Genomic DNA, 24,894 nt, shown 5'->3' with positions numbered 1-24,894 from the left:
CGTTGAAACGATCGAGGCAACCGAATGCAACAACTACTTCGCAAACGCCGGCTACGCTTCCATCAAAACGTGAAAGGCTCTAGGCTCGCATAGATCGGAGCGGGGAAGCTCGGATCGTCGAGCTTGACCGAGTGATAGTCGCGGCCCGCGCGCGAGGTCTTCTTCCATGCGGCGCCGAACTCGGTAGCGCCGGCGAAGATGCGGAAGTATTTCTCATTCGCCTTCGACCGGGGTGAACCTCACCGTCCTTCACGCCGAGGTGGCGGCGATCCGAAGTGACGCTGGCGCCTCGCGCCAGTTGTTGGTGGCGGCTTTGGAGCGCCGGCTGACGCTCATCGCTCCGTGCCGTTGGTGATCGGTACCAGGCGGTCAAGACAAGGCCCGAGCGCCTTGAGGCTCCCAACCTGTCCGCCGAGGATGTGAACGCGTGCTACATAAGCGCGGGTTCTGTCGGCAATTTGTCACCAGGCGCGTAGAAGCCTGCTTCGATCTGGTCACGCAGCGCATCTGCGACCTCCGAAACGAACGACCTGCGGGACGTTCGATGTTCGACCTGCTGCATGGGTCCTCCAACTTTTGCGGGCCATGACGTCGCATACTCCCGGCGCAAGATAAAATCGAAGTCATCATACGAAAATTCAGCTTCCGAGGGCGAGATTGCTAAAGTCATCATATGCCCTCTGCTATGCACCGCATCTCGCTCGCCGGTCGGCTGCGCGCTTTTCCAGCAGGCAGAACTGCAGGCGATGGCGGCGATAATTGTCCTCGGATAGCGAGCTGAGCGCGTGCAAGCCGCAGGTATCAATTAGCGGACATCAGCTCAATGCAGTAGTCGGCCGAAAGGGGCCGCCATAATTCGCCTGGCCTATTCGAAGGAATAGGTAAACCCTTGGCCTGAGGTGCCAACCGTGACCTTCGTCATCTTTTCGCCCGTGAGCGACCGGTTCAGCACGCCGCGGCTCAGTTCCGGAAGAAGCGTGTTGGTTAGGATGGCGTCAATCATTCTGCCGCCGGATTCGATCTCCGTGCAGCGGGTCTTGACCAGATCCATTACACCGTCGCCGATTACCAATTCCGCATCGTTGGTCGCGCGCAGCCGGCGAGCAATCTTGGCGAACTGATGACGGGTGATCGCTTCGATCATCGAATCCGAAAGCGGAAAGTAGGGGATGGTCACCACCCGGCCGAGAAAGGCCGCAGGGAAGACTTTCAGCAATGGGCTGCGTAACGCGGCGTCCAGTTCGTCGAGCCCTGCCCGGACCGCACCATTCCGTGTCCGGTCCATGATCACTTCTGAGCCGACATTCGACGTGAGAAGGATCAGCGTGTTCTTGAAATCGATGCGTCTACCTTCACTGTCGTCCATCATCCCTTTGTCAAAGACCTGGAAGAAGATTTCGTGCACGTCTGGATGCGCCTTCTCGACCTCGTCGAGCAGGATCACCGAATAGGGTTTGCGTCGCACGGCCTCGGTGAGAATTCCTCCCTTGCCGTAGCCGACATAGCCGGGCGGCGCGCCCTTCAAGGTAGAGACCGTATGCGCCTCCTGGAATTCAGACATGTTGATCGAGATCAGGTTCTGCTCTCCGCCGAAAAGCGTTTCGGCCAGTGCCAAGGCGGTTTCGGTCTTGCCGACGCCCGAGGGGCCGCAAAGCAGAAATACACCCACCGGCTTTTCCGGAGCGCCGAGACCGGCGCGGCTGGTCTGCACGCGCTTGGCGATCATCTCCATGGCGTGATCCTGTCCGACAACGCGCTCGGACAGAGTGGCCGCGAGCCGCAGCGCCTTCTCGGTCTGACTCGACAGCATCCGCCCCGTCGGGATGCCCGTCCAGTCCTGGACCACCGCCGCCACGGCGTTGCGGTCGACCGATGGCAGGATCAGCGGTGTTTCGCCTTGCGCCTCGGCCAGTTCGCTCATCAGTTCGCGCAGCCGAGCGAGATCGGCAGCCGGATCGGGAGGAGAAGTACCGCCTCCCGCCGCAACCTTCGTCCCGGCGTTGGACCGTTCGGTCTCCGGCAGGTCCACGCTCTCTGTCTCAGTGGCGGCCTCCTGCCCTTCCACGGCATCGAGAGGCACGCCGTCACCGCGTAGCCTGGCGCGCAGTTCGAGTATCTCGGCCACCAGCGCCTTTTCGCGCTCCCAGCGCTGTTGCGCGGCTGCTAGCGTGCGTTCGGTCTCAGCAAGCCCAGCCTCGACCCGTGCCTGCCGCTCAGCCACTTCGATGCCGATTGCAGCCTCGCGGCCGATAATGCCGCGCTCGACCTCCAGCGCCTGACGACGGCGCATGATGTCCTCGACCTCGGCCGGCGTGGCGTGCTGCGATACGGCGACACGCGCGCAGGCGGTGTCGAGAAGGCTGACCGCCTTGTCCGGCAACTGGCGCGCCGGGATGTAGCGATGCGACAGGGCGACCGCCGCGTCGATCGCCTCGTCCAATATCTGCACTTCGTGGTGCTGTTCGAGAACGCCGGCTACGCCGCGCAACATGAGGATGGCAACCGATTCCGAAGGCTCGTCGATCTTTATCACCTGGAAGCGGCGGGTCAGTGCCGGGTCTTTTTCGATGTGCTGCTTGTATTCCGACCAGGTCGTTGCCGCTATCGTGCGAAGTTCGCCCCGCGCCAGCGCCGGCTTGAGCAGATTGGCAGCGTCGCCGGTTCCGGCAGCACCACCGGCACCGATCAGGGTATGAGCTTCGTCGATGAAGAGGATGACCGGCGCTTCAGAGGATTGAACTTCGTCGATTACGGTCTTCAGCCGCTTTTCGAATTCACCCTTTACGCTAGCGCCTGCCTGCATCAATCCAACGTCGAGCATGCGCACGCTCACTCCCTGCAGTGGGGGCGGCACATCGCCTTTGGCGATGCGCAGAGCAAAACCCTCCACGACTGCGGTCTTGCCGACACCCGCCTCCCCGGTCAGGATCGGGTTGTTCTGGCGGCGCCGCATCAGTATGTCGACAATCTGCCTGATCTCCGGATCGCGGCCGACGACCGGATCAATCTTTCCGTCGCGGGCGCGCTGAGTCAGGTCGGTGGCATATTTGGCCAGTGCCGAATCCCCGCCCGGAACCCGCCGCGGCGCCTCTGCCGCGGCGACCGTAGGCGAAGCGCCGGCTTCGAGTGAGCCCTCCGTGATATCGGCGAAGCGCGCCACTACGGCGTCGGCGTCAATTTTGTCGAACTCGCCGCTGATCTTCGACAGCAGGCCTTCCAGTACCGGTGTCTTCAGGCAAGCAAGCAGAACATGTGCGCTGCGAACCTCCTCCACGCCGAATTCCAGTGTTGCCAGATTCCATGCCTCCTGGATGGCGTGGAAGATATGGTCCGAAAACTCTTCGATCGAGGTTGCGCCATAAGGCAGTTTGTCCACCGCGCGCGTCATATCGGCCGTAAGTCGGCTCGCATCCAGTCCCGCATCGGCGATCATCATTTGCACATCCGAGCGGTCGGAGAGCACGAGCTGCTCAATGAAGTGGACGAGTTCGACGTAAGGATTGCCGCGCAGCTTGGCGCTGTCGGCCGCTGCCTTGAAGGCGCGCAACCCTAGAGGATTGAGCTTGCCGACCAGTTCCTTGCGCTTGAAACTCTGCGATGACCGGCGCTGTTCCATCGAACGTGCTCCTGCACTCTGCAAGTGGATAACCTGCCACATAAGCAGCCGCTTGACAAAGTGCGGGATGAACAAAGGTTTCGATCCCCGATTATGCGGGCTCCCATCATTGGTGGAAGATCCTGCATCGCCGGCTGCAAACAACCACGAGCCTGAGATCCCAGGCACGACATTTCCGGTCCAGGGCTCGGCAATCACGCCTTTCGGATTCCACAATCAAGACAAGGCTGCATTAGCTTTTGTTAATTTTTCCGCACTCGCTGAATTGTGGAAAAGCGCAACCGTGTGATAACGTAGGGGCAGGTCGGCCTCAGGGCCGGCGACTGGGGGATCGGTGTGATCGACGTCGCACTCTGGCTTGCTCCGCTCGACGGTGAAAATCCGTCGGGAGAGGATTTGCGTAACGATCCGGCGTTTCACGAACTGGAGCGCCTGACGGAGCCCCAGGTCAAGGTTGTCCATGACGGCAACAACAGGCCGGTCTCGCAAAGCACCATTCCCGTTGACTGGCCAGCAGTGCTCACCAAGGCTGAGGAATTGCGCGCGCGTGGCCGCGACTTGCGCCTGATTGTAATTGTCACACGCGCACTGGCCAACGAGCAGGGACTGGCCGGGTTGGCGCAGGGTCTGACGCTTATTGGGCGGACGTTCGACCTGCATTGGGAAACCATGCACCCGGCGCTGCGCCCCAACACGTCGCCTCGCGAGGCCGCCTTGCGCCGCATCAACGCGCTGCTCGACCTTCAAAATGGTCAGGACGGGCTGCTGGCCAACCTACGGCAAATGACTTTCTTTGCGCCACGCTCGATCGGGCCGATCAGCGGACGCGACCTGGAACACGCTGCGCTCGACGACCGCGTCATGCTGCAAGAAGCAGCGTCAGGATTGAATGCGGCCGAAAAGGCAGCGCTTGTCAGTGCGCACGGACAACTGTTGAATCGGGTCCGTGCCGGGTGCGCGGCACAGGCGGATCAAGCCAATGAGGAAATGCAGTCGCTCATCGCCAATGCGCGCGCGGCGGTCGCGGCACTGGAAGCCGTCGAGACAGCCCTCAACGCTCGCCTTGAAGGCAGCGGCGGGACCACCATTCCGGAATTAAAACGGTTCCTGCAGCGTTTGTTGACAGCCCTCGAGCGCAACTCGGCTGCCGGCGCGATGGCGAATGGCTCGGCAAAGCCGTCCCCTTCGCTTGCAGAACCGGTAATGCCTGCCCGAAACGGTCATGGAGCCGATGCAATGGCAAGTGTGGCTGGCTGCGCGGACTCGAGCACCGGACTCCCTGACAGGATTTCATCGCGCGACGACGTGGTGAAATGCCTGGACCTCGTAGTCGCCTTTTATGACCGCACCGAACCGTCGAGCCCGATTCCCCACCTCGCCCGCCGTGTGCGCCGGATGGTGCATATGGATTTTGTAGAACTGATGGAAGATCTCGCCCCGTCGGGATTGAAGGAGTTCCGGCTTCTTGCCGGCGTTCCCGATGCCAAGAAGACGGCTCAGAAGGATGAAAGGTAGCAAGCAATGCCAGCCGAAAGCAAAGCCAAGGTCATCGAACGAAATCGCGCGCCGCGGGTGCAGATCGCCTATGACGTGGAAACCTATGGCAGTCCAACGACAATCGAGCTGCCGTTCGTCATGGCCGTCATGGCGGACCTTTCAGGCGCTTCGCAGACCAAGGAAGCGTCGAAGTCGATACTGGACCGCTCCCTTGTCGAGACCGATGCGAACCGTTTCCCGCGTTTCATGGAGGCACTCGGACCACGCGTGAAAGCCCGCGTGAAGAATACGCTGCCCCAGACCGAAGGCGCCGAGCGGGACGAGGAGCTGGCGCTCGACCTCACCTTCACCAAGATGGGCGATTTTGCGCCGGACAAGATTGCCGAGCAGGTGCCCCAATTGGCCGAAATCCTCAAGATGCGCCGCCAACTCGAGGAACTTCTCGGCTTCATGGACGGGCGCGTCGACGCCGAAAAGCGTATTGCGCAACTGCTGAACAATGAACCGCTTCTTGGCCAGATCGCCAGCCAGGCACTGGCGGACGACAAGGCAGGGGAATGACCATGGCCGAACAGCAAAAAACCGCCGCCGTCGCCGAGGCGGAAACCATTGATCTTGGAGAATTCAGCGGACTCCTCGAGAAGGATTTCAAGGTCAAGAAGGACGACAGCGAAAAGCTGCAGCAATTGGTGCGCAATCTCGCACTTGCAGCGCAGACACGTTCCGATACCACGACCATCTCGTCGAATGCGATCAAGTCGATCAAGTCGCTGATTGCCGGAATCGACAAGATGCTTTCCGAACAGGTCAACGAGATCCTGCACGCGCCGGAAGTGCGCGAAATGGAGGGCACATGGCGTGGCCTGTGGTATCTCGTAAACAATACCGAGACGGATCAGAAGCTGAAGATCCGGGTGATGAACATCTCCAAGGAGCAGCTGGCCGACACGCTCGAGGATTATGAGGGCCAGATGTGGGATCAGAGCCCGATCTTCAAGAAAGTCTACACGGACGAGTATTCGATGCTTGGCGGCGAGCCGATCGGCTGTGTGATCGGTGCGTACGAATTCTCCAACCACCCGCGCGACGTCGGTCTGCTGCGCAACATCTCCGGCATCTGCGCCTCAGCGCACACGCCTTTTATCGCAGCTGCCTCGCCTCGCCTGTTCCGCATGGATAGCTGGCAGGAATTGCCGAATCCGCAGGACCTGCAGCAGATCGTCTCCAACCCCGCCTATGCCTCCTGGCAGTCGCTGCGCGAGAGCGAGGATGCACGCTACATCGGCCTGACCATGCCTCGCGTTCTGGCGCGGCTGCCGTATGGCACCGATACCGTTCCGGTGAAGGGCTTCACCTTCGAGGAGGAGGTGCATGGCGACCACAACAAATATGTCTGGATGAACGCTGCCTTCCCGATGGGCGTGAACATAAACCGCAGCCACAAGCTCTATGGCTGGGGTACGCAGATCCGCGGCGTCGAAAATGGCGGCACGGTCCTCAACCTGCCAGTGCACAGCTTCCCGACCGATGATGGCTCGATAGCGATGAAATGTCCGACGGAGGTCGCCATTGATGACCGGCGCGAGGCGGAGCTGGCCAAGCTCGGCCTGATGCCCATCCTGCATCGAAAGAACACCGATCTCGCCGCCTTCATTGGCGCCCATTCGCTGCAGGACGACGAGACAAGGGCGGGACGGCTGGTCGACCCCGATGCGCAGGCCAACGAGCGGCTGAGCGCCAACCTGCCCTACCTTTTCCCGGTCTCGCGCTTTGCCCACTACCTCAAGGCGATCGCGCGCGACAAGGTCGGTTCGTTCAAGGAGCGCTCCGACATGCAGATCTGGCTGACCGAATGGATCAACCGGTATGTGCTGGCCAACCCGGCCTTTGCCGATGACAAGGCGCGCGCCAAGCGCCCGCTCGCCGCCGCCGAGGTTCAGGTGGACAGCGTGGAGGGACGCCCAGGCTACTACAATGCCCGCTTCTATCTGCGCCCGCATTATCAGCTGGAGGGTATCAATGCCTCGCTCCGGCTGGTTTCGGAACTTCCGTCCGTAAAGACTTGATTTGCAGCAACAACATCTTGGTTTTTGAAAGCGGTGGAGAAAGACAATGCCCACAAATACGAAGATTGATGGCTTTCTAAAGGTTCCGGATATCAAAGGTCCAAGCACTCGTGATGGCCATGAGGACGAAATCGAAATCCATGGCGTCGATTACAAGATGATCGCACCCTATGATCCAAACTCGCTCTCGCGCCGCGGTCGTGTGTCCTTGGGTATGATCAAGTTCACCAAGCATTATGACAAGTCCTCGCCCTACCTGAAAAAGGCGCTGTTCGAAAACAAGGCCCTGGACGAAGTCGTGTTTTCGGCACGGCGGACCATTGATGGCGAGACCAAGGATTACCTGGTCGTCACACTCACCGACGCCTCGATCATGGAATACGACATGTCGCAGGCCGAGGATGAGGAGGACCTGATCGAGGAAGAGGTCAGCTTTGCCTACAAGAAAATAAAGTTCGTCTACGACGACAAAGACGAAATCGAAATGGATGTCTATGTCGGCAAGTGAGGCCCGGCGGCCCGGCGCGGACAAGTCGCTGGGTAGCGGCAGCTCGCGAGCAAAGCGCGAAGCCGTCCAGCCCTCTCTATGGGACCGCCTCGTAAACGATCTGCCGGGTATGACCTCCGAGATAGACGGGCTGCGCCAGGCACTGCAGGACGAGCTTGGCGCGGAGCGGCTGGACAATCTTGTTGCGGCCAGCGCGCGGCTCATCGACGCCGACGCGGAGTTGGCGGCCGACCAGAAGCGGCGTCTGCATCGCCTGGCCTTTCAGAGCCAGCACCGCGCTGAAATCGAAAGCCGCGGCGTGGTGGTGTCGGCGCGTGTGCTCAAGGAAGCCGTGCGGCGCGATGTCGAGGCTTTGTTCAATACCGAGCGCTTCGAGGCCGTTCCGCTGCTTTCCGACCTTGAAAGCGAACAGGCCACGGACAACCCACCGTCGCTCGCCGATTTTCCGGAGGTGCGTCGCAGCGTCGTCAATTACGGAGTGCCTTCCTTCTCGGGCCGTTCTTCCCGCGACTTTGATCGCGAGGCCCTTGCGCGCGAGATCCGCTCGGTGCTTGCCACCTTCGAGCCGCGTCTCAAGGACAGTGCAACAAAGGTTACCGTAACCCTTGGCGACAAAACCGTGGGCCTGAGGATCGAGATAGATGCGGTGTTGATCATGACGCCAACGCCCGAACGCATGCGTCTGCGCACCACGATCAATCTCGATAACGGCTTGGCTCGGACCGAATTTAGGGAAGCCTGAGATGGACCGGGTCTTCGTAGAATATTACGAGGAGGAACTGACCCATATCCGCGCGCTCGCGGCAGAATTTGCCGACATGCATCCCGCGGTGGCGCGCAACCTTTCACTCGATACGGTCCCCTGTCCGGACCCTTACGTCGAGCGGCTGCTTGACGGCGTTGCTTTTTTGGCCGCGCGGACCCGACTCAAGGTCGATGCGGAACGCTCGCGTTTCTCGCGCGCCGTCCTTGATGTTCTCTATCCCGATCTTGTCACGCCGGCGCCGGCAACGGCCGTGGTGGTGTTCAAACCCGGCCAGCAGGTCCAGACAATGATTGGGGGCCATGTCGTCAAACGCAATACGCGTCTGGTTTCCAGCCTCCAGCCAGGCCTGTCGACGCGTTGCACGTTCACCACCGCCCAGGACATCACGCTGTGGCCGATTGCCATCACCTCGGTCGGCTATTTTCAGGATCGCAGCGCCTTGGCTGCAGCCGGCATCGCGCGGATCGGCGGTGTGGATGGCGAGGCGGCGCTTCGCATCACGCTGGCTCGTACCGGAAAAGGCAAGCTCGACGAACTGTCGCTCGACCGGCTTGATCTCTACTTTTCCGCGCGCACCAAGGCACCACTGCTTTTCGACGCGATTTTCGGTGCCTGCGCGGCCGTTGGTGCACGGCCGGAAGGCAAGGCCAACCCGATATCGCCGTTGCCGGTACCTGAAATGGTCGGCATCAACGATGACGAGGCGCTGATGCCTCGTACACGTCCGACTTTCGAAGGGTACCGTCTTCTGCGCGAATATTTCATGATGCCGGAGCGCTTTCATTATGCTCGGGTTTCGGGATTGCAGCCCATCGTGCGAACATGCACAGCCGAACTCGAGATAATCTTCATCTTCAGGCGTCCGGTGCCTGAAGTTGCCGATGTGACGGCGGCCGATTTTGAACTTTTCGCAACGCCGATCATCAATCTGTTCGAACGCGAGTGCAACGTCGTCGAACTCGATCCACGCAAGACGCGGCAGGTGCTGCATGCCGACCGCACGCGAGCGCGGGACTTCGAAATCTATCGGGTTATCCGCGTCGAGGACGCCGACAGCGAGGGGAGCGACGCCGCAATCCCGGAGCTCTTCAGCCTGGGACAGAACCGCGGCAGCGGTTGGGTTTATTCCACCGAACGGCGCCCACGCCGCCCGACGGAGGAGGAACGGCGCGACGGCCTCACCCGTACTTCATACACGGGCGACGACGTTTTCCTGGCGATTTCGCGTCCCGCGGAAAGTCCTGCGAACCGGCCGCTGAAGCGCGTCGACGTCGTGGCGCTCTGCACCAACCGCGATCTGCCGATTCTTGACGACAACCCTACCTTGACTCTGGAAGCCGGCGATCCGGTCGAGACGATCCGGCTTCTCGGCGCATTGCGCCCGCCTCGCCCAGCCATCCCCGCAGCGCTGCCGGCGGGCGCGGCGGGTGAATCGCGAGCCGACAATCTCGCCTGGCGGCTTGTAGCGCAGCTCGCGCTCAACTTTCTAAGCCTTGCAAAAGAAGCTCGCGGCGTCGATCCGCTGCATGCGCTGCTTGAGCTTTACGCCGACAGGGGAGACCCGAGCCTCGCCCGCAATGTGCACTCGATCGTGCGCATCGACTCCCGGTCGGTCATCGAACGGCTGCAGATCGATGGGCCGATGTGCTTCGGACGAGGCACGGAGGTGACATTGCATGTCGATCAATCGGTTCTGGCGGGGCAGAGCACCTTGCTGCTTTCGGCCTTGCTGGCACGGCTGTTTGCCCGTCATGCCGGAATAAACGGCTTTGTGCGAACCCGCACATGGCTGCTGCAGAAGCAGGAGGATGTGCCATGGCCCATGACGCCCGGCAATCGCTACCTGATCTAGACAAGCCTGGCCGGTCCGAAGAGCTGTCGGATGCATTCGACTTCTTCGAGTTGTTGCGGCGACTCGAACGAAGAGGCGGGCTGTTCGGCTATTCCGGCCCGCCGCAGCGCGAGCCATCGCGGCTCGGGCAGCATGTCCGTCTCAGCTTTTTCGCCAAGGACTTGGCAGAATTCCGCGAAGCGACTGACAAAGCGCCCGCTCGGGTCACGGTCGCAAACATTGGTCTGATGGGGCCTGAAGGTCCGATGCCCCTGCATTTGACGCGCTGGGTACTCGATCGCCTGTCGCAACGCTGGTTCACCGGCGCCGATGCGCAGCAGACCAGCGACACGACGTTCATGGACTTCGTCAACATTCTTCAGAACCGCATGATTGCGCTGTATTACAGGGCGTGGGCGGATGCGCATCCGGCGGTTCAGGTCGAGCGCCCGGTAGGTGGGCGCGTTCGCGCCATGCTTGAAGCCATGGCGGGAATAGGGCTTCCCGGCACCTACAACCCCGAACTGGACGCAGTGAAGCTGCGCCAGGCCGCTTCGCTTGCCAATCAGGTCGACGGCCCCGAGCGGCTGACATTGTTCCTGGCTGAGGCGTTCAAGGTGCCGGTCCAGATCAGGGAGTTCATCGCTGCCTGGATGACCATACCAGCCGCGCTCCAGACCCGCGTTGGCAAAGCCTACGCAGGGCTCGGTCGGGGAGCGACGATCGGTCCGCGCGTCTTCAACCGTCAAAGCAGGATCGAGCTCCGCGTCGGCCCGCTGGGCTATGAGGAGTTCAAGGCGTTCCTGCCGGGCGGTCAACGCCTCAAATTGTTCAAGCAAGCCGTTAGGGACATGGTCGGCGCATCGCTCGACGTCGATCTGCGCATCGTGCTGGCGCGCGATGCCGTTCCGCCGCCGCGTATTGGAACCGTGCAACTCGCCCGGACCGCGTGGCTTGCGCGGCCCGCTGAAAGGGGCGATGCTGACGACATGCGGCTGCGGACACTAGTCGGCTGGCGGCAGGAAGGGGCGGAGGTCGCGGCATGAGTCTGCTGCTGACGCTGGAGCAAGGGCCACGCACCCAGGCGGTACGGCAGACCCGGCTTGACGAGGGGGAACTGGTGATCGGCCGCAGCGCGGACGCCGGCTGGCAGATCGACGATCCCGACATGTTCGTTTCGCGTGCCCATTGCAGGATCAGCGGTGGGCGCGACGGATATTTCGTCACCGATACGTCGAGCAGCGGATTGTTCATAGACGACTCCGACAGCCCGCTCGGCGCCGGCAAGTCGACGCGTCTTCGCAATGGCATGCGGCTGAGACTGGGCGATTACATCGTGCATGTCGATCTGCAGACGTCGAGTGCCCAAGCCACAGCAGCAGCCGCAGCGCCGGTTCCGGAGCGCTCACCGCTGGCGTCTCGGGCGCCGGTCAGCATCGGCCGTGACGATTTCTTTTCAGCCGCCGTGGAAGAAGAGCCGCAGCGGCCACGTCCAGCCGAGCTGCCGAACCCGTTCGAGCAGCCGATCCCGGGTGCGTTCGAACGCGCCAATTCCAGACAGCGCAGCTCGCCTGCTTTCGACGACCCGTTCAGCCTCGATCCGATCGCAACACCAGTATCCAAAGGCACCGCAAACTATCCAGAACCAGCCAGCGCACCCAAGCAGACAGACCCATTTGGCCTCGAGTCGGTGTCGTTCCCCAACGGCGCTACGGAGCCTGCGACGGCAAAGCTGCCGGAATTCAACGACGACTTCGGTTTTGGTCCAGCCGCAGCGCCCAACCCGGGAAGCGGCGCCAGCTCAACCGGGCAGCGCGAGCGCGACGCCCAGCCACAGCAAGCGGCCAATCCCTGGGACGTGCCCGTGCGAGGGGCAGATGCCCCTCCCCCAATACGGGCAGGCGCAGCCGCCAGCCCCGCCCGCCAGCCGCCTGCGAGGCAGCACGCCGACATGGCGCTTCGCACCGCATTCCTGCGCGGTATGGGTGTCGCGCAAGCCGATTTTCCCGGGCGCGACGCCGTCGCCGAGATGGAAAAGTTCGGCCGCGAATACCGCCTTATGATGGAAGGATTGATGCAGCTGCTGCGCAAGCGTGCCGAAGAAAAGGGAAATGCCCGCGTTGCCCAGACAATGGTCGGAGCCTCCGAGGTCAATCCACTCAAGTTTCTGCCGACGGTCGACGACGCAATCGTGACGCTTATCGCCGAACGCAGCCCCGGATTTCTCGCCGGCGAAGCGGCTATCGCGGATGCGGTTCGCGATCTGGCACAGCATCACGTGCGCGCCTGGCGCGGCGTGCAGGCTGCCTTGCGGCGGATGGTCGACCGTTTTGAGCCGGCAGCCATCGAAGAAGAGCTGAAATCGAGTTCCGCGATCGGCACGCTGTTGTCGGGCGGGCGCGGCGCCAAGCTGTGGGAGCTCTACCAGAAACGCCATCGTGAAATCGCCGAGAGCGCGGAAAAGAGCTTTCTCGGCGAAATCGGCGCCGATTTTCGGGATGCATATGAGGAGGAGTAAGACATGATCGATCGACGCGAATTTATCGTTGCCTTGGGCGCGACCGGGCTGCTTACGGCCTGTCAAAGCGCCGGGCCGCCAAAACCGTCGGTCATCACGGTCAAGCTGACAGGAGCGGCCGGCATGAACCCTGGACCAGGCGGCGGCGACCGGCCAGTGACGGTGCTGGTCATGCGGCTACGCAGCACCGGCAAGTTCAACTCTGCCGACTACTTTGCCTTGCAGGGGGATGCCGGCTCGGCACTGGCAGGTGATCTCATCGGATCCGACCAGATTGCCGTCGCGCCTGGAAAAACTGCGACCAAGACCATTACGGTCGAACCGGATGCGACCGCCCTGGGATTCGTGGCACTCATCCGTGAGCCTGGCGGGCGAAACTGGCGGACGACCAAATCGGTTTCGCCCGGATCAAACTTTACGACCAATGTCACACTCGGCAGCGGCGGCATTTCCGCCTGACGGCCAAGGCATGGGGAGCTCGATGCAGAGAGTAGCCGGATGAGCGATGCAAACAGGGTGCTGTGGTCCGAGGGCCTTTTTCTGCGGACCCAGCATTTCCAGCAGCAGGACCGTTTCTTCGAGGCGACTGTGCGCGGCGCGTTGCAGGCCGGCCAGCTGCACACGTTCGGCTTTCAGCAATTGACCCTGGATAAGGCATTGCTCGATGCCGGCCAGATCTCGATCCTGTCTGCACGAGGCATTTTCCCTGACGGAACCCCCTTCTCCATTCCGGATCTGATGGACGCGCCGCGTCCGCTGCCGGTCACCCCGGATACAGGCGCCGGCCCGGTGCTGGTCGCCCTGCCGCTCGAGCCGGCCGGCGGCGTTGGCTTCGATCCCGCGCATGCGCCACCCAGCGGTGCGCGCTATCATGGACGGATCGTTTCGGTGCGCGATGCCGTCCAGGGCGGTTCAGATCCCGAAGAAATCGAAATCGCCCGACCGCAATCGCTGTTGCTTGCACCCGGCAAATCGGTCGGCGGCTATACCGCCCTGCCGATAGCCGGCATCAAGGGGGTTCGTGCCGATGGCTGCGTTTCGCTAGACGAGACGTTCCTGCCACCGGCCCTGGTTACTGGTGCAGTGGCCTGGTACCGGCAATTGCTTCTGGAAGTCGTCACAGGCCTTGACCAGATCGCCGAGGCGCATGGCAAGATGGTCATGGGCGGGCCAGGGCGCAGCGTCGAAGACCTGCTGATGCTCAACCTCGCCAACGCGGCGCGTCCGCGACTGGCCCATATGCTGGCGCAGGATGTCTTCCATCCGGCCGAACTCTACCTGGAACTGGCCGGGCTAGCCGGTTCGATGGCGACCTACGGCTCGAGCGCGCGGCGACTGGGCGAGCTGCCGGCTTACGATCACATGGCGCCCGGCCTACCGTTTTCGGCGCTGGCGGATGCATTGCGCTCACTGATCCTGAGCCTGCGTTACATCGAGCCGAAATCGCGCGCGCTGCCCGTCATGCGCCATTCGACCAATGTTTGGAAAATCCGCATCGACAATCCGAAGCTGCTGGTGGCCAGCCGGATCGTCATCCGGGTCGGTTCGGAACTGTCGGAGGACGCGCTACGCAAGATATTCGTCAACCAGGCGACCGTAGGCTCGGCGGATGAGTTCGAGGGCCTGTGGAAGTCCCGCCTGCCCGGCATCCCGCTGAAACCGCTTCATTCGCAACCGCGCGAGATTCCTTACGACGGCGATCGGCTGTGCCTTGAGCTCGACCAGAAAAGCGAGCACTGGGCATCGCTGCTCGGTGCCCCAGGCTTCGTCATTGGCGTTTCGGGTGTACTGCCGAGCGAACCGCAGGTGGACTGCTATTCGGTGAACAGGTGAAACCATGAGCCGGGATGATCCTTTCGGACTGTCGGAGGATCGCGAACGCACTCGCATCAGGCTGACCGGCACGCCGATGCCGCGACCGACGGCGGCATCCTTGCCGGGCGGGCCGGTAAAACGCTCGCGCACCCACCCGAACGGCCTTGTCAACGCCTTCGCGCCCCTGCTCGAGTTTGCGCCGGAGCTTGAGAGCGCGCTGCCACCGGAGAATCCGGAAGTGTTACGCACTCGGCTGCTCGAAGAACTGGTTCGGGCACGCGACACGGCAATGGCGGCGGGGTCGTCGATGGAACGGGCCGATCAGGCAGCATGGGTAGTGGCTGCCTTGCTCGACGATCTGGCCCTGAACACGCCCTGGGGCGGGGCCAGCGCATGGCCGCGTCAGCCGCTTGTGGTCATGTTGCGCGGCGACGTCGACGCCGGCACGCAGTTCTTCACACGGCTCGACGAACTGGAACGCCATCCGAACCGCGATCGCGAATTGCTGGAACTCCAGTATGACTGCCTGGCACTCGGTTTTCGCGGCAAGTATCGCGTGCCCGGCCGGTCGGGCGATCGCTCGCTCAATGCCGTTCGTGTGGCCGCGGCACGTTTCCTGCGCGATGCCGACGCCGAGAATGCACCGCTGTCGCCGAACTGGAAAGGCGTCATCGCATCCGACGAGCCGCAGCGCTTCATCGTTCCGATCTGGGTGATGGCCCTGGCCGCGGCGGTCATCGCCACCGCGACCTATGTCGGGCTCTCGATGGGACTAAGCAGCCAGGCGGTTGAGCTTTCAGCGCTGGTCCGCGCCTTGCCGCCGCCGACCCGTGGCGACATCAGCCGCGTGTCGCCGACGGTCGATGTCCCGCCGCCGGAGACTGTGGATTTTGCACTACTGCCCGAATTTGAGGCCGGGGCGCCGGGCAATCTCAGATCGGCTCTGAGCGGCACGGAGAGCGTTTCGCTGGCCAAGCTGGTCATCCAGGCCTCCAACCCCGAACTGTTCCAGTCGTCGCGGCCAACACTGACGGAAGGATTCGAGCCGCTGATCGGCTCGATCGCCAAGGTGATCCTCGCCAATCGTGACCTGATCGGCAACATCACTGTGGTCGGACATACGGACGGCGTCCCTCTGCAAAGAACCAATCCGCTGTCGACCAACCAGCGACTGTCAGAGGCTCGCGCCCAGACCATTGCCGACATGCTCGTACAAAACGGAGTGCCGCAGGAACGCGTCCATTCCGAGGGCCGGGCAGCCACGGATCCAGTGGCCGATGACGGCACGCGCGAGGGCCGGGCCCTGAACCGGCGCGTTGAGGTGCTGGTCGAAAAGAGGCTGTGAGATGTTCATCCTGCGCTTCCTCTGGGCGGTCCTGACATCGCGCTGGCTGTGGACACTGATTGGCATCACGCTGCTTTCCTTTGTGATCTGGGTATTCGGGCCGATCGTCAGAGTCGGACCCTACGACCCTTTCGCCTCCGACAATGTGCGCATCGTCATCATCGCGCTGCTGGTCATCTTCTGGCTGATCTGGCTGATCGCCGCCCAGCGTCGGGCGATCCGTGCCAACCGTATGTTCGTCGCCGAAATCGCCGCGCCGGCGGTAGACAAGCCACTCAGCCCCGGCGAAGAGAATGTCGCTGCCGTCGGAGCCAAGTTCGGCGAGGTCATGGCCGAGTTGAAGCGCCGCAAACTGGGTGGTCGCAAGTTCCTGCGCGAGATGCCCTGGTACGTGATCGTCGGACCGCCGGCCACCGGCAAGACCACGGCCTTGCGCCAGTCGGGGTTGAATTTTCCGATCGACCTGACCGACGACCTGCAAGGGGTCGGCGGCACGCGCAATTGCGACTGGTTCTTTTCGGAGAGTGCGGTTCTGATCGACACTGCAGGCCGCTATGTCCAACAGGAGAGCCAACCCGACGTCGACGCAGTGGAGTGGCTGGGCTTCCTCGACCTTTTGAAGAAGCACCGGGGCCGTCGGGCGCTCAACGGGGTGATCGTCGCGCTTTCGATCGATGTGCTTTCGGAGGGCGACGACGCCATCAAGGCGCATGGCCGCAAGATCCGCCGTCGGCTGGCCGAGCTCAACGACCGCCTCGAAATCCGCCTTCCGGTCTATCTGATGCTGACAAAAGCCGACCTGATCAAGGGGTTCGAGCCTTTCTTCGGCGGTTTGTCGACGGCTGCGCGCGAGCAGGTCTGGGGGACTACGTTCGCACTCGACGCGCATGTCGATGCAAAGACCATCGCGCGGGAAATCGCGACGTTAGCAACCGAGCTCGAGCGGCGGCTGGTGCCCCGGCTGGAGGACGAAGACAAGCTTGCTGCCCGCGCCGAAATCTTCAGGTTTCCCGCCCAACTCGCCAGCCTGTCCGAGCCGATCCAGGTACTGATCGAGGCGATGTTCGGCGAAAGCCGGTATGAGGAGGCCGCCTGGCTGCGTGGCCTTTATCTGACGTCGGCGACCCAGGAAGGGGCGCCGATCGATCGGCTGACCGCAGCGCTGTCTGCCTCCTTCGGCCTTCCGCCGCGCCGGGCGTTGGCCGCGCCGCGTGTCGAAAAACGCAGCTTCTTCCTAAAGAACCTGCTCACAGAAGTCATCTTCAAGGAAGCCGGCCTAGGCACCTTGGATCCACTGGCGCAACGCCGCCGCGCCTGGATCTGGCGTGGCGCGGCCGCCGCATGTGCCGCAGCCGCCCTGCTGGTCAGCGGCCTATTTACCTGGTCCTACTACGACAACCGCAACGCGATCACGGCCCAGGCAAGCCAGTTCGAGGCGCTGCAAACGCCACTGACCTCGGCCGCGGCAAACCCGGCATCCGTAGAACAGCCTGCCATCGATCTCGCCCTCGGTGCGATGGATGAGGTCGCAAATGCCCGCACCCCGCCTCCTGGCGCAGCACAGGATTTGCTGGGGCCATCAGCCTCGGCGGAACTGGTGCGGGCACAGACCGACACTTACGACCATGCTTTGCGTAACGTTCTCGAGCCGCACATGGTGGCGCTGCTCGAAGCGACGATGTGGCGGCAGATCCGCGATCCGGACTTCATGCTTGGCGCGCTGAAGACCTATCGCATGATGACCGGCCTTTCTCAGATGGATCCAGACTTCGCCCAGAGCTGGTGGGTCAACAGTCTGCCTGAATTCGCCGCGGCTGCCCCCTTTCCGACAGCTGACGCCGAAGAGCACCAGCTTGCCGCGATCCGTCGCATGGCGGTTGACGCCAGTTATATCGCCCCGGACCAGGCACTGGTTGCAGAGGCACTAAAAACCGTCTGCACGATTTCTTTGCCGGCGCGTGCCTACAAGCAGCTGCTGGCCCACCCGGCGGTGGCTACGCTCAAGGAATGGATTCCTGCCAACTTCGCCGGCCCCAACGGCGCCAAGGTCTTTGCGCGGCGTTCCGACAAGACGCTTCGGGTCGGCATTTCGGGAGCATTCACCTATGCCGGCTTCCATGACGCCATTCTCGACCGGGTCGAGGATGTCGCCGCCCAGGCAGCACTCGACCGGGCGGTGTTCGCCGGCGGTTGCTCGGAAAATTCCGAAACCTCGGTGTCGGCGCTGTCAGAGGATATTCTGAAGCTTTATTACGACGACTATATCGCGCAGTGGGACAGCTTCCTGCGCGACATGAGGCTCGCGCCATTGACCGACCTCAACGTCGCCAGTGAGAACCTCAAGGATCTTTCAAGTGCCGACTCCGCGCTGAAGCGCCTGGTTACCGCGGTGGTCCAGGAGACCGAGCTTACGCGATCCGATGAAGCGCCGGCAAACGACAAGCCCGCGGCGGCAGGTGGCTCGAAACTGCTCGGCAAGCTGGGCAAGCTTGGCAAGATCGTAAAAACCGGAGCAAAGCTTTTGCCGCGTGCGGGCTCCGCCGACGAAGTGGATCTTACCGGCAGTCTGGTAGCCGAGCATTTCAAGCCGCTCAAGGGTGCCGTTGCCGAGGTCGAGGGCCAGCCGCCGGCGCTCGACGCCGCAATCGTCGCGCTCACCGCACTGTCCAACGTGCTGCAGACGGTGACGGCCAATCCCGATCCTCAGGACGCCATCAAGAAGCAGGGCGGCCTCGCCGAACTGACTGGAGCGGTTGCCAGACAGGCGCAGATCCTGCCCGACCCGGTCGACGATTGGTTGGGCGGCATTGCCGGCGATACCAGTGGCCTGACGCAGAAGGCGGTCACCTCGGAGCTCAACGCCATCTGGCGCGCCGACATCCTGCCGTTCTGCCAGGCAGCACTCAACAACCGCTATCCTTTCAGCCCGGACAGCGCCGTCGACGTCAATGTCCGCGACTTCGCCCGCCTGTTCGGACCGGCAGGACTGATCGACACCTTCATCAACGACCACCTGATCAGCTATGTCGACACGTCGGCGCAGCCATGGAAATGGCGCGCCGATTTCGGCCTCGATCCTTCGGCACTGGCCGCGTTCGAACAGGCAAGGCGGATCCGTGATGATCTCTTTCCCGGCGGCACAGGCCCGCTGATGAGCTTCACGCTCGAACCCAAGGATCTGTCGCCCAATGTCGCGCGCGTGACGCTCAATCTCGATGGCCAGAACCTCGTCTATTATAACAATGCAACAAGGCCGCAGCCGATGACGTGGCCCGGCAAGGACGGCACAGGCGTCATCTCGCTGGCCTTCCAGCCGATCGATGGCTCGCCCGAAATCTTGCTCAACGAGACCGGCAGCTGGGCGTGGCTGAGAATGTTGCGCAGCGGTCGCTTCACCGGCACCTCGCTGTCGGACGTCTACAGCCTGCGCCTGGGCACCAAAGCCATGTACGCCGATTTCCAGCTCAAGGCCGCCAGCGTCGAAAACCCTTACAACCTGCAAATGTTCAAGAAATTTTCATGTCCGCCGCAGATCTGATCCTGCCCGGCTTTTACGGCAAGATGCCTGCCACCGGCGATTTCGTCACGCGGCGGCTGCCGGGGGATTTTGTGCGCGTCTGGGACCGCTGGCTGGCGCAGCACATCGTGCCGCTGATGGGCTCGGAAACCTGGCCGCGCGGCACGGCGCTACGGTTCCTAACGGGTCCGGGCTTTGTCGACGCGTCGGCGGGCATTATCTTGCAGAGCGTCGATAGGGTTGGCAGGCAGTTTCCGTTGAGCGTCGTCGCGCAGCTTTCTGAGGCTTCCGTTCAGCTGGCTCGCGCCGATGCGTGGTTTTCCGGGATCGAAGAAGCGGCCGTCGCCGCCCAGCAGGGCGAGCTGACGCCTGACGAATTGGATACCGCTTTAAGCGCACTGCCAGTACCGCCTGTCGAGCCGGGCGAAGAGGTCATCAGCGATATGGTGATGTGGACAGCGCGTTCGGACATTTTCGACGTCGATCCGCTGTCGCCGCAAGCTACGCTGGAGCAGATCTTTGCCGCCAACTGGGAGACCAGTTGATGCAGATCTGGAACCAGATGGGGTATCCGCACGAATTCACCATGGGCATGGACAAGGCCGGCCATGAGTGGATCGTCGTGGTGGTCAAAGGCACGTTCGACTTTCCCGCCACGCCCGGCGGACCGGTACAAAAATCGGTGGAACAGATTCCGCTGGTCATGGCCGACACGCACACCGGCGTGCCTGGTTATTCGGCCACGTTATGGGAAACCGATTTCGCCTTCCGCAAGCCGCGTTGTGACGTGATTGCCAATGCCTTTGCCTATGCGCCGGGAGGACGTCCGGCCGAACGCGTGCCGGTCGGCATCAAGGTGGGCAATTGGTCGAAGCTCTTCGAGGTCGTGGGCCACCGCGAGTGGCGCTCCGTCGGGCCAGTGTTTACTGCCACGTCGCCACAGCCCTTCTTGCGCATGGCAATTTCCTACGATGTCGCCTGGGGTGGCACCGACCGGCTCGATCCAGAGGACAAACTGCCAGCGAGCTACAAATACAACCCGGTCGGCACCGGCTGGTCGCGAACCAAGAACCAGCGCCTCATTCCCGGCCTGCGGCTACCGAATACGCAAGCTGTCGGTGAAGAAATCCGCTCGCCATTCGGCGACTATAAGCCGATGAGTTTCGGTGCGATGGGCCGCGGCTGGCCGGGACGCATCGAATTTGGCGGCACCTATGACCAGAACTGGATCGACAATGTCTTCCCCTTCCTGCCCCAGGATTTCGACGAGCGCTACTTCCAGATGGCACCGCCGGACCAGCAGATCGACCTGCCAAGAGGTGGCGAAGAAGTGCAACTGGTGAATCTGACACCTGACGGGCGGGTGAGTTTTCGGCTGCCATCGACAGCATTGCCGTTGACGCTGTTCGAGGGTAGGCAGAAGGCCCCCGAGCGCGTCACCTTTCCAGACACTGTCCTCTTCGACCCGGAGAACAGACGCTTCTCGTTGGTCTGGCGCGTATCGCAGCGCATTCACCGTACTATTCTCGATTTCAGCGAATGCTGGATCGGCCCGCCGACCGAGGCAATGGTGCGGATACGAGCTGCGGCTCGTGCTTATTCTCGCTTCGATGAAACGACTGCGGCGCAGAAGGCGGAGAACACGTGAGGCCGGCACTCGACATTCTTTCGGTCGGCATGGTTACGGCGGTTGGCCTTGACGCACCATCGGCTTGCGCAGCGATCCGGGCTGGGATTGATGGCTTTCAGGAAACGCGTTTCAAGGATGAAAATGACGAGTGGCTGATCGGCGCGCCGGTACCTCTGCCACGCAATTGGATCGGCGAGAAACGAATGGCGCATCTCGCCGCAGGCGCAATTGTCGAGGCATTCGAAGAAGTTCCGGAAGCGCGTGGGCAAGCCGCGCTGATCCTTTGCTTGGCAGAGGAAGACCGCCCAGGACGGCCGGTAAGAAGCACGCTGCGTCTGCTCGACCGTATCGCCGAGATCACCGAAGTCGAAAAGCATTCGCGGTCACGGGTGGTTGCCCATGGGCGACCGTCCGGACACGTGGCGCTTGATCATGCGCGTCGGATGATTGTATCGGGCGAAATACCATACGTGATGGTTGCCGGCGTTGATAGCTATTTGACGACCTTGGCCACGACGTATTACCTTAAGGAGCGTCGACTCCTAACGTCCGACAATCCAAACGGGTTTATTCCTGGGGAAGCGGCGGCGGCAGTCCTGTGCGGGCCACCGAGGCGGGGGGGATTTCGGCTAGCGGGACTAGGCCTTTCGCGCGAGGCGGCCTCTATTTACAACAAGCAAGACTTGCCGCTCAGGGCGGACGGTATGACGTCCGCTTATCGCCATGCGTTGGGTGAGACTGGAATAGAGATGAACCGCCTCGGCTATCGAATTTCAGATCTCATCGGCGAACAGTATTGGTTTAAGCAGACGGCGCTGGCATCGATACGGCTGGTGCGCAATCCGTGTCCGTCCCAGGATCTGTGGTCGCCTGCGGAAACCCTCGGCAATGTTGGTGCGGCGGTCACGCCTCTGATGCTCGGAATGGCACTAATGGCGGCAAGAAAGAACTACGCGACGGGGAACCCGGTGCTTGTCGAGTCCTCCAACGATGCAGGCGCTTGTGGAGCTGCCGTGCTGGCTGCGAGGGCCGCCTGGTGACTGTCTTCGCCAACGGACTGGAGGTGGCCGCAAAGGCCCAGGGCAACAAGGTCATCGCGGCCTTTCCAGATGTCTGTTTCACTCCGCCCGAAAATCCAGCGACACCGCCAGGGGTACCGATCCCGTATCCGTCATTTGGAATGGACTCGGATACTGAGAAGGGCACCGGTACCGTCAAAATCGGCGGAGAGAACATCACCCAAAAGGACAAATCGGACTACAGCAAGACCACTGGCACGGAAGCCGGCAGCGCAGCCAAGAAAGGAGTCATCTCGTCCACTAACACCAGTAAGGAATACGCGCGAGCGTGGTCAAGCAATGTAAAGGCGGACAGCCTCCCTGTCAGCCGGTTCTCAGATATCTCGACAAACAATCATACAAGCGATCAGGTTGGAAACACACCTCCGCAGGCTAAGGTGGGGAGACCGGGACCTGGTGGCGGGTCGGCGCCAAAGACCAAGTGCCCGTGCTGCGGGACAGAACCCGCCCACGCCAATCAGGTGAAAGCCAACGGCGAGATGTGTGATACTGTCCCCGAGGCCGAATACTACAAGGAGCGCATGCAGCGGGCGAACGCTAAGATCGTCAATATTGAGGAAACAGCCAAAGCCGGTACGTTAGGCTTGGTGCCTCGCATGAAAGCGTGGGATCAGTACGAAAAACGCAAGGAGGCGTCTAAGACCGTAGCAAATGCACGAGCAACGGGAGAAAAATGCCCAAACCTGCATGAGGAGGATAAAGATTGCGGTGTCCACTTCAAGGGAACGCGTAGCTATTCCGAAATTCTTGAGCAAGCAGACCCGGAAAAGAAGAGAGAATTAGAAACCAAGCACGCTGGAAGAAAGAACGAAAAAGACCTTATTCACGTCGACATACTGCATCATGTCCGTACAAAAATACTTGGAATTACCGATTCTGTGAAAAAAGCGATAATAAAACGGGACGGCAAAGGCACCGGAACAAACACGGGCAAAGTGCACCACATGACCCCCATAGATGCCGGTGGATGTCCCAATTCCCCCAAGAACTTGATAGGCCAAGGCGCCCTTTCCGGCGAATGCGACAAAATCAATGAGGCGCAAGGCACGCTTCAAGGAATAAACCCTTATCCATGACATTCTCGACGCGCGGCAAACTTTTCCACTTCGGGACGAACGAGTTTCGCAGCCGTTCGACGCCAGCCGGAGCGCGGCTGCTGCAGATATTTGAAGAGTGCAAGAAGGGAAACTTCGCATCATCTGCAATGTTTCCAACAGTCTTCGAAGCCTCCCCCTCGGTGGAAGTAGTTATCGACGCGTTTGCGCTGTTGCCGTACGTCACACCAAGGACCTTGCTCCTGGATGTGGCGGACCCAATCCGCCAATCGCTGCAGCAAGATAGCCAATCCATTGAATGGCTCTGCATCGCTCTCTCAAGGAGCGGCATTTTGGATGCGACGCAGAAGGCGGTCTGGTTCTACAGAGATGAAGTCACCGTCGACAGCGATACCGACCTTCCATACCATTTGTCGATCACCTTGGAGGCTTCGGTCGGAGATATCTTCGATGGACCGCAAGTTGTGCCGGATTCGATCGATGAGTATGAACCTGGGCGTCGCCAATATGACGTAGTTCAATACGCGAAAGCCGTTGAGCTAAAAATCGATGAGATCCGTGCAAATTTTCCTAATTCTTCGCGCCAGTCCTTTCTCTACGGCAAGCCCGTAAACATTGAGGATCTGGCGCTCAATTTGTTGAATACCCTTGGGGAGACCTATGACAACGAAGACGTCGTTACCGCCAGAAACCTAATAGAGGCATTCACCGGATTCGACCTTTCGCAATTTTACAAGAATATTCAGCTGAACCGAAAACCTGCGGCCGCTGCCCTTGAGCAACTCTTCGACGAAGTCGACCTGTTCGAATTCAGACCGGGAGTTCGCTATTTCTTTGGGAGGGAAATACCAGACTGACCAGGAGCACGTACGCTAGCCGCAACCGATGTGCCCGCATTGGTGAGATATTTTCGAACCTTCTCAAGATTGAGATCGACGATGCGAACAGTCGATCTGGTCGTCAGCATTCGAAGGACGAAAAGCTCTCCAGCCTCAGGAAACTCGTCGTAGCGCTCCTTGACGATTTCCTTTCCCGCATCTCCGGCCACCCGCAGCCCATCCAGATGTGCTTCTAGTCTCTCGACCAATCTAGCTACCCGCTCATCGTCCATCTCGGGATTTTCGCCGGGATGCAGCAGATTGTAGTCGTAGACAGTCCATAGAAATGCCGCCATTTCGGCGTGCTGGCGGACGATTTCGCGTAGGATGGGCGCCGGCATCAGTTCAGATTCACGGAACCGCCCCGGATACGATTCGCGGCACTGGCATGACTCGTCACATAGGTGCCGCGAATGGTGATGCGGCCATCCTTTTCCATGATGATCACGGCCTTGCCACAGCGCAGTTCGATGCGTTCCTCGCCTGTGATTCTCACCCGTTCGCCGTCGCGGACGACATGAGGAGCTACAGATTTTCCCTTTGGTTCAACGATACGCCCGACAATTAGTGGCCGGCCTAGGTCGCCGTCCTCAAACAACAATGCGACCTCGGAGCCAATCATATCGGAATTCAGTTCAGCGAGACTACGAGCCGGAAGGGCCGTATCCTTCGGATTGCCCGGAAACACAACGAGCGGGCCACCTTCGCCGAAACCGAGAAAAATCCCGATTACGACGCCTTCGATTCGTTCGATGATCTTTGCCACCTGACGG

Annotated in this window: 21 protein-coding genes and 2 pseudogenes; 18 read left to right on the top strand and 5 right to left on the bottom strand. The window is 61.3% G+C overall.

What is annotated here, in order from left to right; all coding sequences use genetic code 11:
- Nucleotides 1-62: 62 nt before the first annotated feature.
- The 3 genes and pseudogenes from NKI97_RS32155 to tssH all read right to left on the bottom strand — a co-directional run.
- Nucleotides 63-206: pseudogene (locus tag NKI97_RS32155) on the bottom strand (DUF736 family protein); the annotation flags it as partial.
- 227 nt (nucleotides 207-433) lie between these two features.
- A pseudogene (locus NKI97_RS32150) lies at nucleotides 434-562 on the bottom strand (GntR family transcriptional regulator); the annotation flags it as partial.
- 303 nt (nucleotides 563-865) lie between these two features.
- The gene (gene tssH, locus NKI97_RS32145; RefSeq protein ID WP_352838318.1) at nucleotides 866-3,616 is read right to left on the bottom strand and encodes a type VI secretion system ATPase TssH; all 2,751 of its coding nucleotides are present in this window, start codon (nucleotides 3,614-3,616) and stop codon (nucleotides 866-868) included.
- Between the two features lie 67 nt (nucleotides 3,617-3,683).
- On the opposite strand from tssH, the gene NKI97_RS32140 reads away from it, so the two are divergent.
- Genes NKI97_RS32140 through NKI97_RS32055 form a run of 18 tightly spaced genes read left to right on the top strand, consistent with a single transcriptional unit; the run spans nucleotide 3,684 to nucleotide 24,100 of the window.
- Nucleotides 3,684-3,905, top strand: coding sequence for a hypothetical protein (locus NKI97_RS32140; RefSeq protein WP_352692803.1), 222 nt, complete (start codon nucleotides 3,684-3,686; stop codon nucleotides 3,903-3,905).
- A gap of 47 nt (nucleotides 3,906-3,952) precedes the next feature.
- Complete coding sequence (gene tssA / locus NKI97_RS32135; RefSeq protein ID WP_352838317.1) at nucleotides 3,953-5,131, top strand: type VI secretion system protein TssA; 1,179 nt, start codon at nucleotides 3,953-3,955, stop codon at nucleotides 5,129-5,131.
- A gap of 6 nt (nucleotides 5,132-5,137) precedes the next feature.
- The gene (gene tssB, locus NKI97_RS32130) at nucleotides 5,138-5,674 is read left to right on the top strand and encodes a type VI secretion system contractile sheath small subunit (protein ID WP_352838316.1); all 537 of its coding nucleotides are present in this window, start codon (nucleotides 5,138-5,140) and stop codon (nucleotides 5,672-5,674) included.
- 2 nt (nucleotides 5,675-5,676) lie between these two features.
- Nucleotides 5,677-7,179, top strand: coding sequence for a type VI secretion system contractile sheath large subunit (gene tssC / locus NKI97_RS32125; protein ID WP_023720342.1), 1,503 nt, complete (start codon nucleotides 5,677-5,679; stop codon nucleotides 7,177-7,179).
- 46 nt (nucleotides 7,180-7,225) lie between these two features.
- A complete protein-coding gene (locus NKI97_RS32120; RefSeq protein ID WP_352838315.1) occupies nucleotides 7,226-7,687 on the top strand; it encodes an Hcp family type VI secretion system effector in 462 nt (153 codons plus the stop codon).
- Complete coding sequence (tssE, locus tag NKI97_RS32115) at nucleotides 7,674-8,429, top strand: type VI secretion system baseplate subunit TssE (protein ID WP_352838314.1); 756 nt, start codon at nucleotides 7,674-7,676, stop codon at nucleotides 8,427-8,429. Before NKI97_RS32120 ends, tssE begins: the two co-directional genes overlap by 14 nt.
- Nucleotide 8,430: 1 nt before the next feature.
- A complete protein-coding gene (gene tssF / locus NKI97_RS32110) occupies nucleotides 8,431-10,305 on the top strand; it encodes a type VI secretion system baseplate subunit TssF (RefSeq protein WP_352838313.1) in 1,875 nt (624 codons plus the stop codon).
- The gene (gene tssG, locus NKI97_RS32105) at nucleotides 10,269-11,330 is read left to right on the top strand and encodes a type VI secretion system baseplate subunit TssG (RefSeq protein ID WP_352452815.1); all 1,062 of its coding nucleotides are present in this window, start codon (nucleotides 10,269-10,271) and stop codon (nucleotides 11,328-11,330) included. The genes tssF and tssG overlap by 37 nt, the downstream gene beginning before the upstream one ends.
- Nucleotides 11,327-12,802: a type VI secretion system-associated FHA domain protein TagH gene (tagH, locus tag NKI97_RS32100; RefSeq protein WP_352452814.1), complete on the top strand. Its 1,476-nt coding sequence runs from the start codon at nucleotides 11,327-11,329 to the stop codon at nucleotides 12,800-12,802. The genes tssG and tagH overlap by 4 nt, the downstream gene beginning before the upstream one ends.
- A 3-nt stretch (nucleotides 12,803-12,805) precedes the next feature.
- Entirely contained in the window at nucleotides 12,806-13,261 is a 456-nt protein-coding gene (tssJ, locus tag NKI97_RS32095) for a type VI secretion system lipoprotein TssJ (protein ID WP_352452813.1), read from the top strand.
- A 39-nt stretch (nucleotides 13,262-13,300) separates the two neighbouring features.
- Nucleotides 13,301-14,635: a type VI secretion system baseplate subunit TssK gene (gene tssK, locus NKI97_RS32090; protein ID WP_352838312.1), complete on the top strand. Its 1,335-nt coding sequence runs from the start codon at nucleotides 13,301-13,303 to the stop codon at nucleotides 14,633-14,635.
- A 4-nt stretch (nucleotides 14,636-14,639) separates the two neighbouring features.
- Nucleotides 14,640-15,962 carry a type IVB secretion system protein IcmH/DotU gene (icmH, locus tag NKI97_RS32085; protein WP_352838310.1) on the top strand — a complete coding sequence of 441 codons (1,323 nt, stop codon included), beginning with the start codon at nucleotides 14,640-14,642 and terminating at the stop codon, nucleotides 15,960-15,962.
- Nucleotide 15,963: 1 nt separating this feature from the next.
- Nucleotides 15,964-19,500, top strand: coding sequence for a type VI secretion system membrane subunit TssM (tssM, locus tag NKI97_RS32080; RefSeq protein ID WP_352838308.1), 3,537 nt, complete (start codon nucleotides 15,964-15,966; stop codon nucleotides 19,498-19,500).
- Nucleotides 19,482-20,024: a type VI secretion system-associated protein TagF gene (tagF, locus tag NKI97_RS32075; protein WP_352838306.1), complete on the top strand. Its 543-nt coding sequence runs from the start codon at nucleotides 19,482-19,484 to the stop codon at nucleotides 20,022-20,024. The genes tssM and tagF overlap by 19 nt, the downstream gene beginning before the upstream one ends.
- Complete coding sequence (locus tag NKI97_RS32070) at nucleotides 20,024-21,127, top strand: DUF2169 family type VI secretion system accessory protein (RefSeq protein WP_352838304.1); 1,104 nt, start codon at nucleotides 20,024-20,026, stop codon at nucleotides 21,125-21,127. The genes tagF and NKI97_RS32070 overlap by 1 nt, the downstream gene beginning before the upstream one ends.
- The gene (locus NKI97_RS32065) at nucleotides 21,124-22,149 is read left to right on the top strand and encodes a beta-ketoacyl synthase N-terminal-like domain-containing protein (RefSeq protein ID WP_352692828.1); all 1,026 of its coding nucleotides are present in this window, start codon (nucleotides 21,124-21,126) and stop codon (nucleotides 22,147-22,149) included. The genes NKI97_RS32070 and NKI97_RS32065 overlap by 4 nt, the downstream gene beginning before the upstream one ends.
- Entirely contained in the window at nucleotides 22,146-23,264 is a 1,119-nt protein-coding gene (locus NKI97_RS32060; protein ID WP_352746848.1) for a DUF4150 domain-containing protein, read from the top strand. The genes NKI97_RS32065 and NKI97_RS32060 overlap by 4 nt, the downstream gene beginning before the upstream one ends.
- Entirely contained in the window at nucleotides 23,261-24,100 is an 840-nt protein-coding gene (locus NKI97_RS32055) for a hypothetical protein (protein WP_352838302.1), read from the top strand. Before NKI97_RS32060 ends, NKI97_RS32055 begins: the two co-directional genes overlap by 4 nt.
- Here NKI97_RS32055 and NKI97_RS32050 read toward each other — a convergent pair.
- Together NKI97_RS32050 and NKI97_RS32045 are read right to left on the bottom strand one after the other, a co-directional pair.
- Nucleotides 24,070-24,462: a hypothetical protein gene (locus tag NKI97_RS32050; RefSeq protein ID WP_352838301.1), complete on the bottom strand. Its 393-nt coding sequence runs from the start codon at nucleotides 24,460-24,462 to the stop codon at nucleotides 24,070-24,072. The genes NKI97_RS32055 and NKI97_RS32050 overlap by 31 nt on opposite strands.
- Entirely contained in the window at nucleotides 24,462-24,887 is a 426-nt protein-coding gene (locus NKI97_RS32045; protein WP_352692836.1) for a DUF6484 domain-containing protein, read from the bottom strand. Before NKI97_RS32045 ends, NKI97_RS32050 begins: the two co-directional genes overlap by 1 nt.
- Nucleotides 24,888-24,894: the final 7 nt, after the last annotated feature.

Source organism: Mesorhizobium sp. M0296, from assembly GCF_040321675.1.
Classification (GTDB): Bacteria; Pseudomonadota; Alphaproteobacteria; order Rhizobiales; family Rhizobiaceae; genus Mesorhizobium.
Note: the sequence above shows the minus strand (reverse complement) of the source record. Positions and strands in the feature narration are given on the sequence as shown.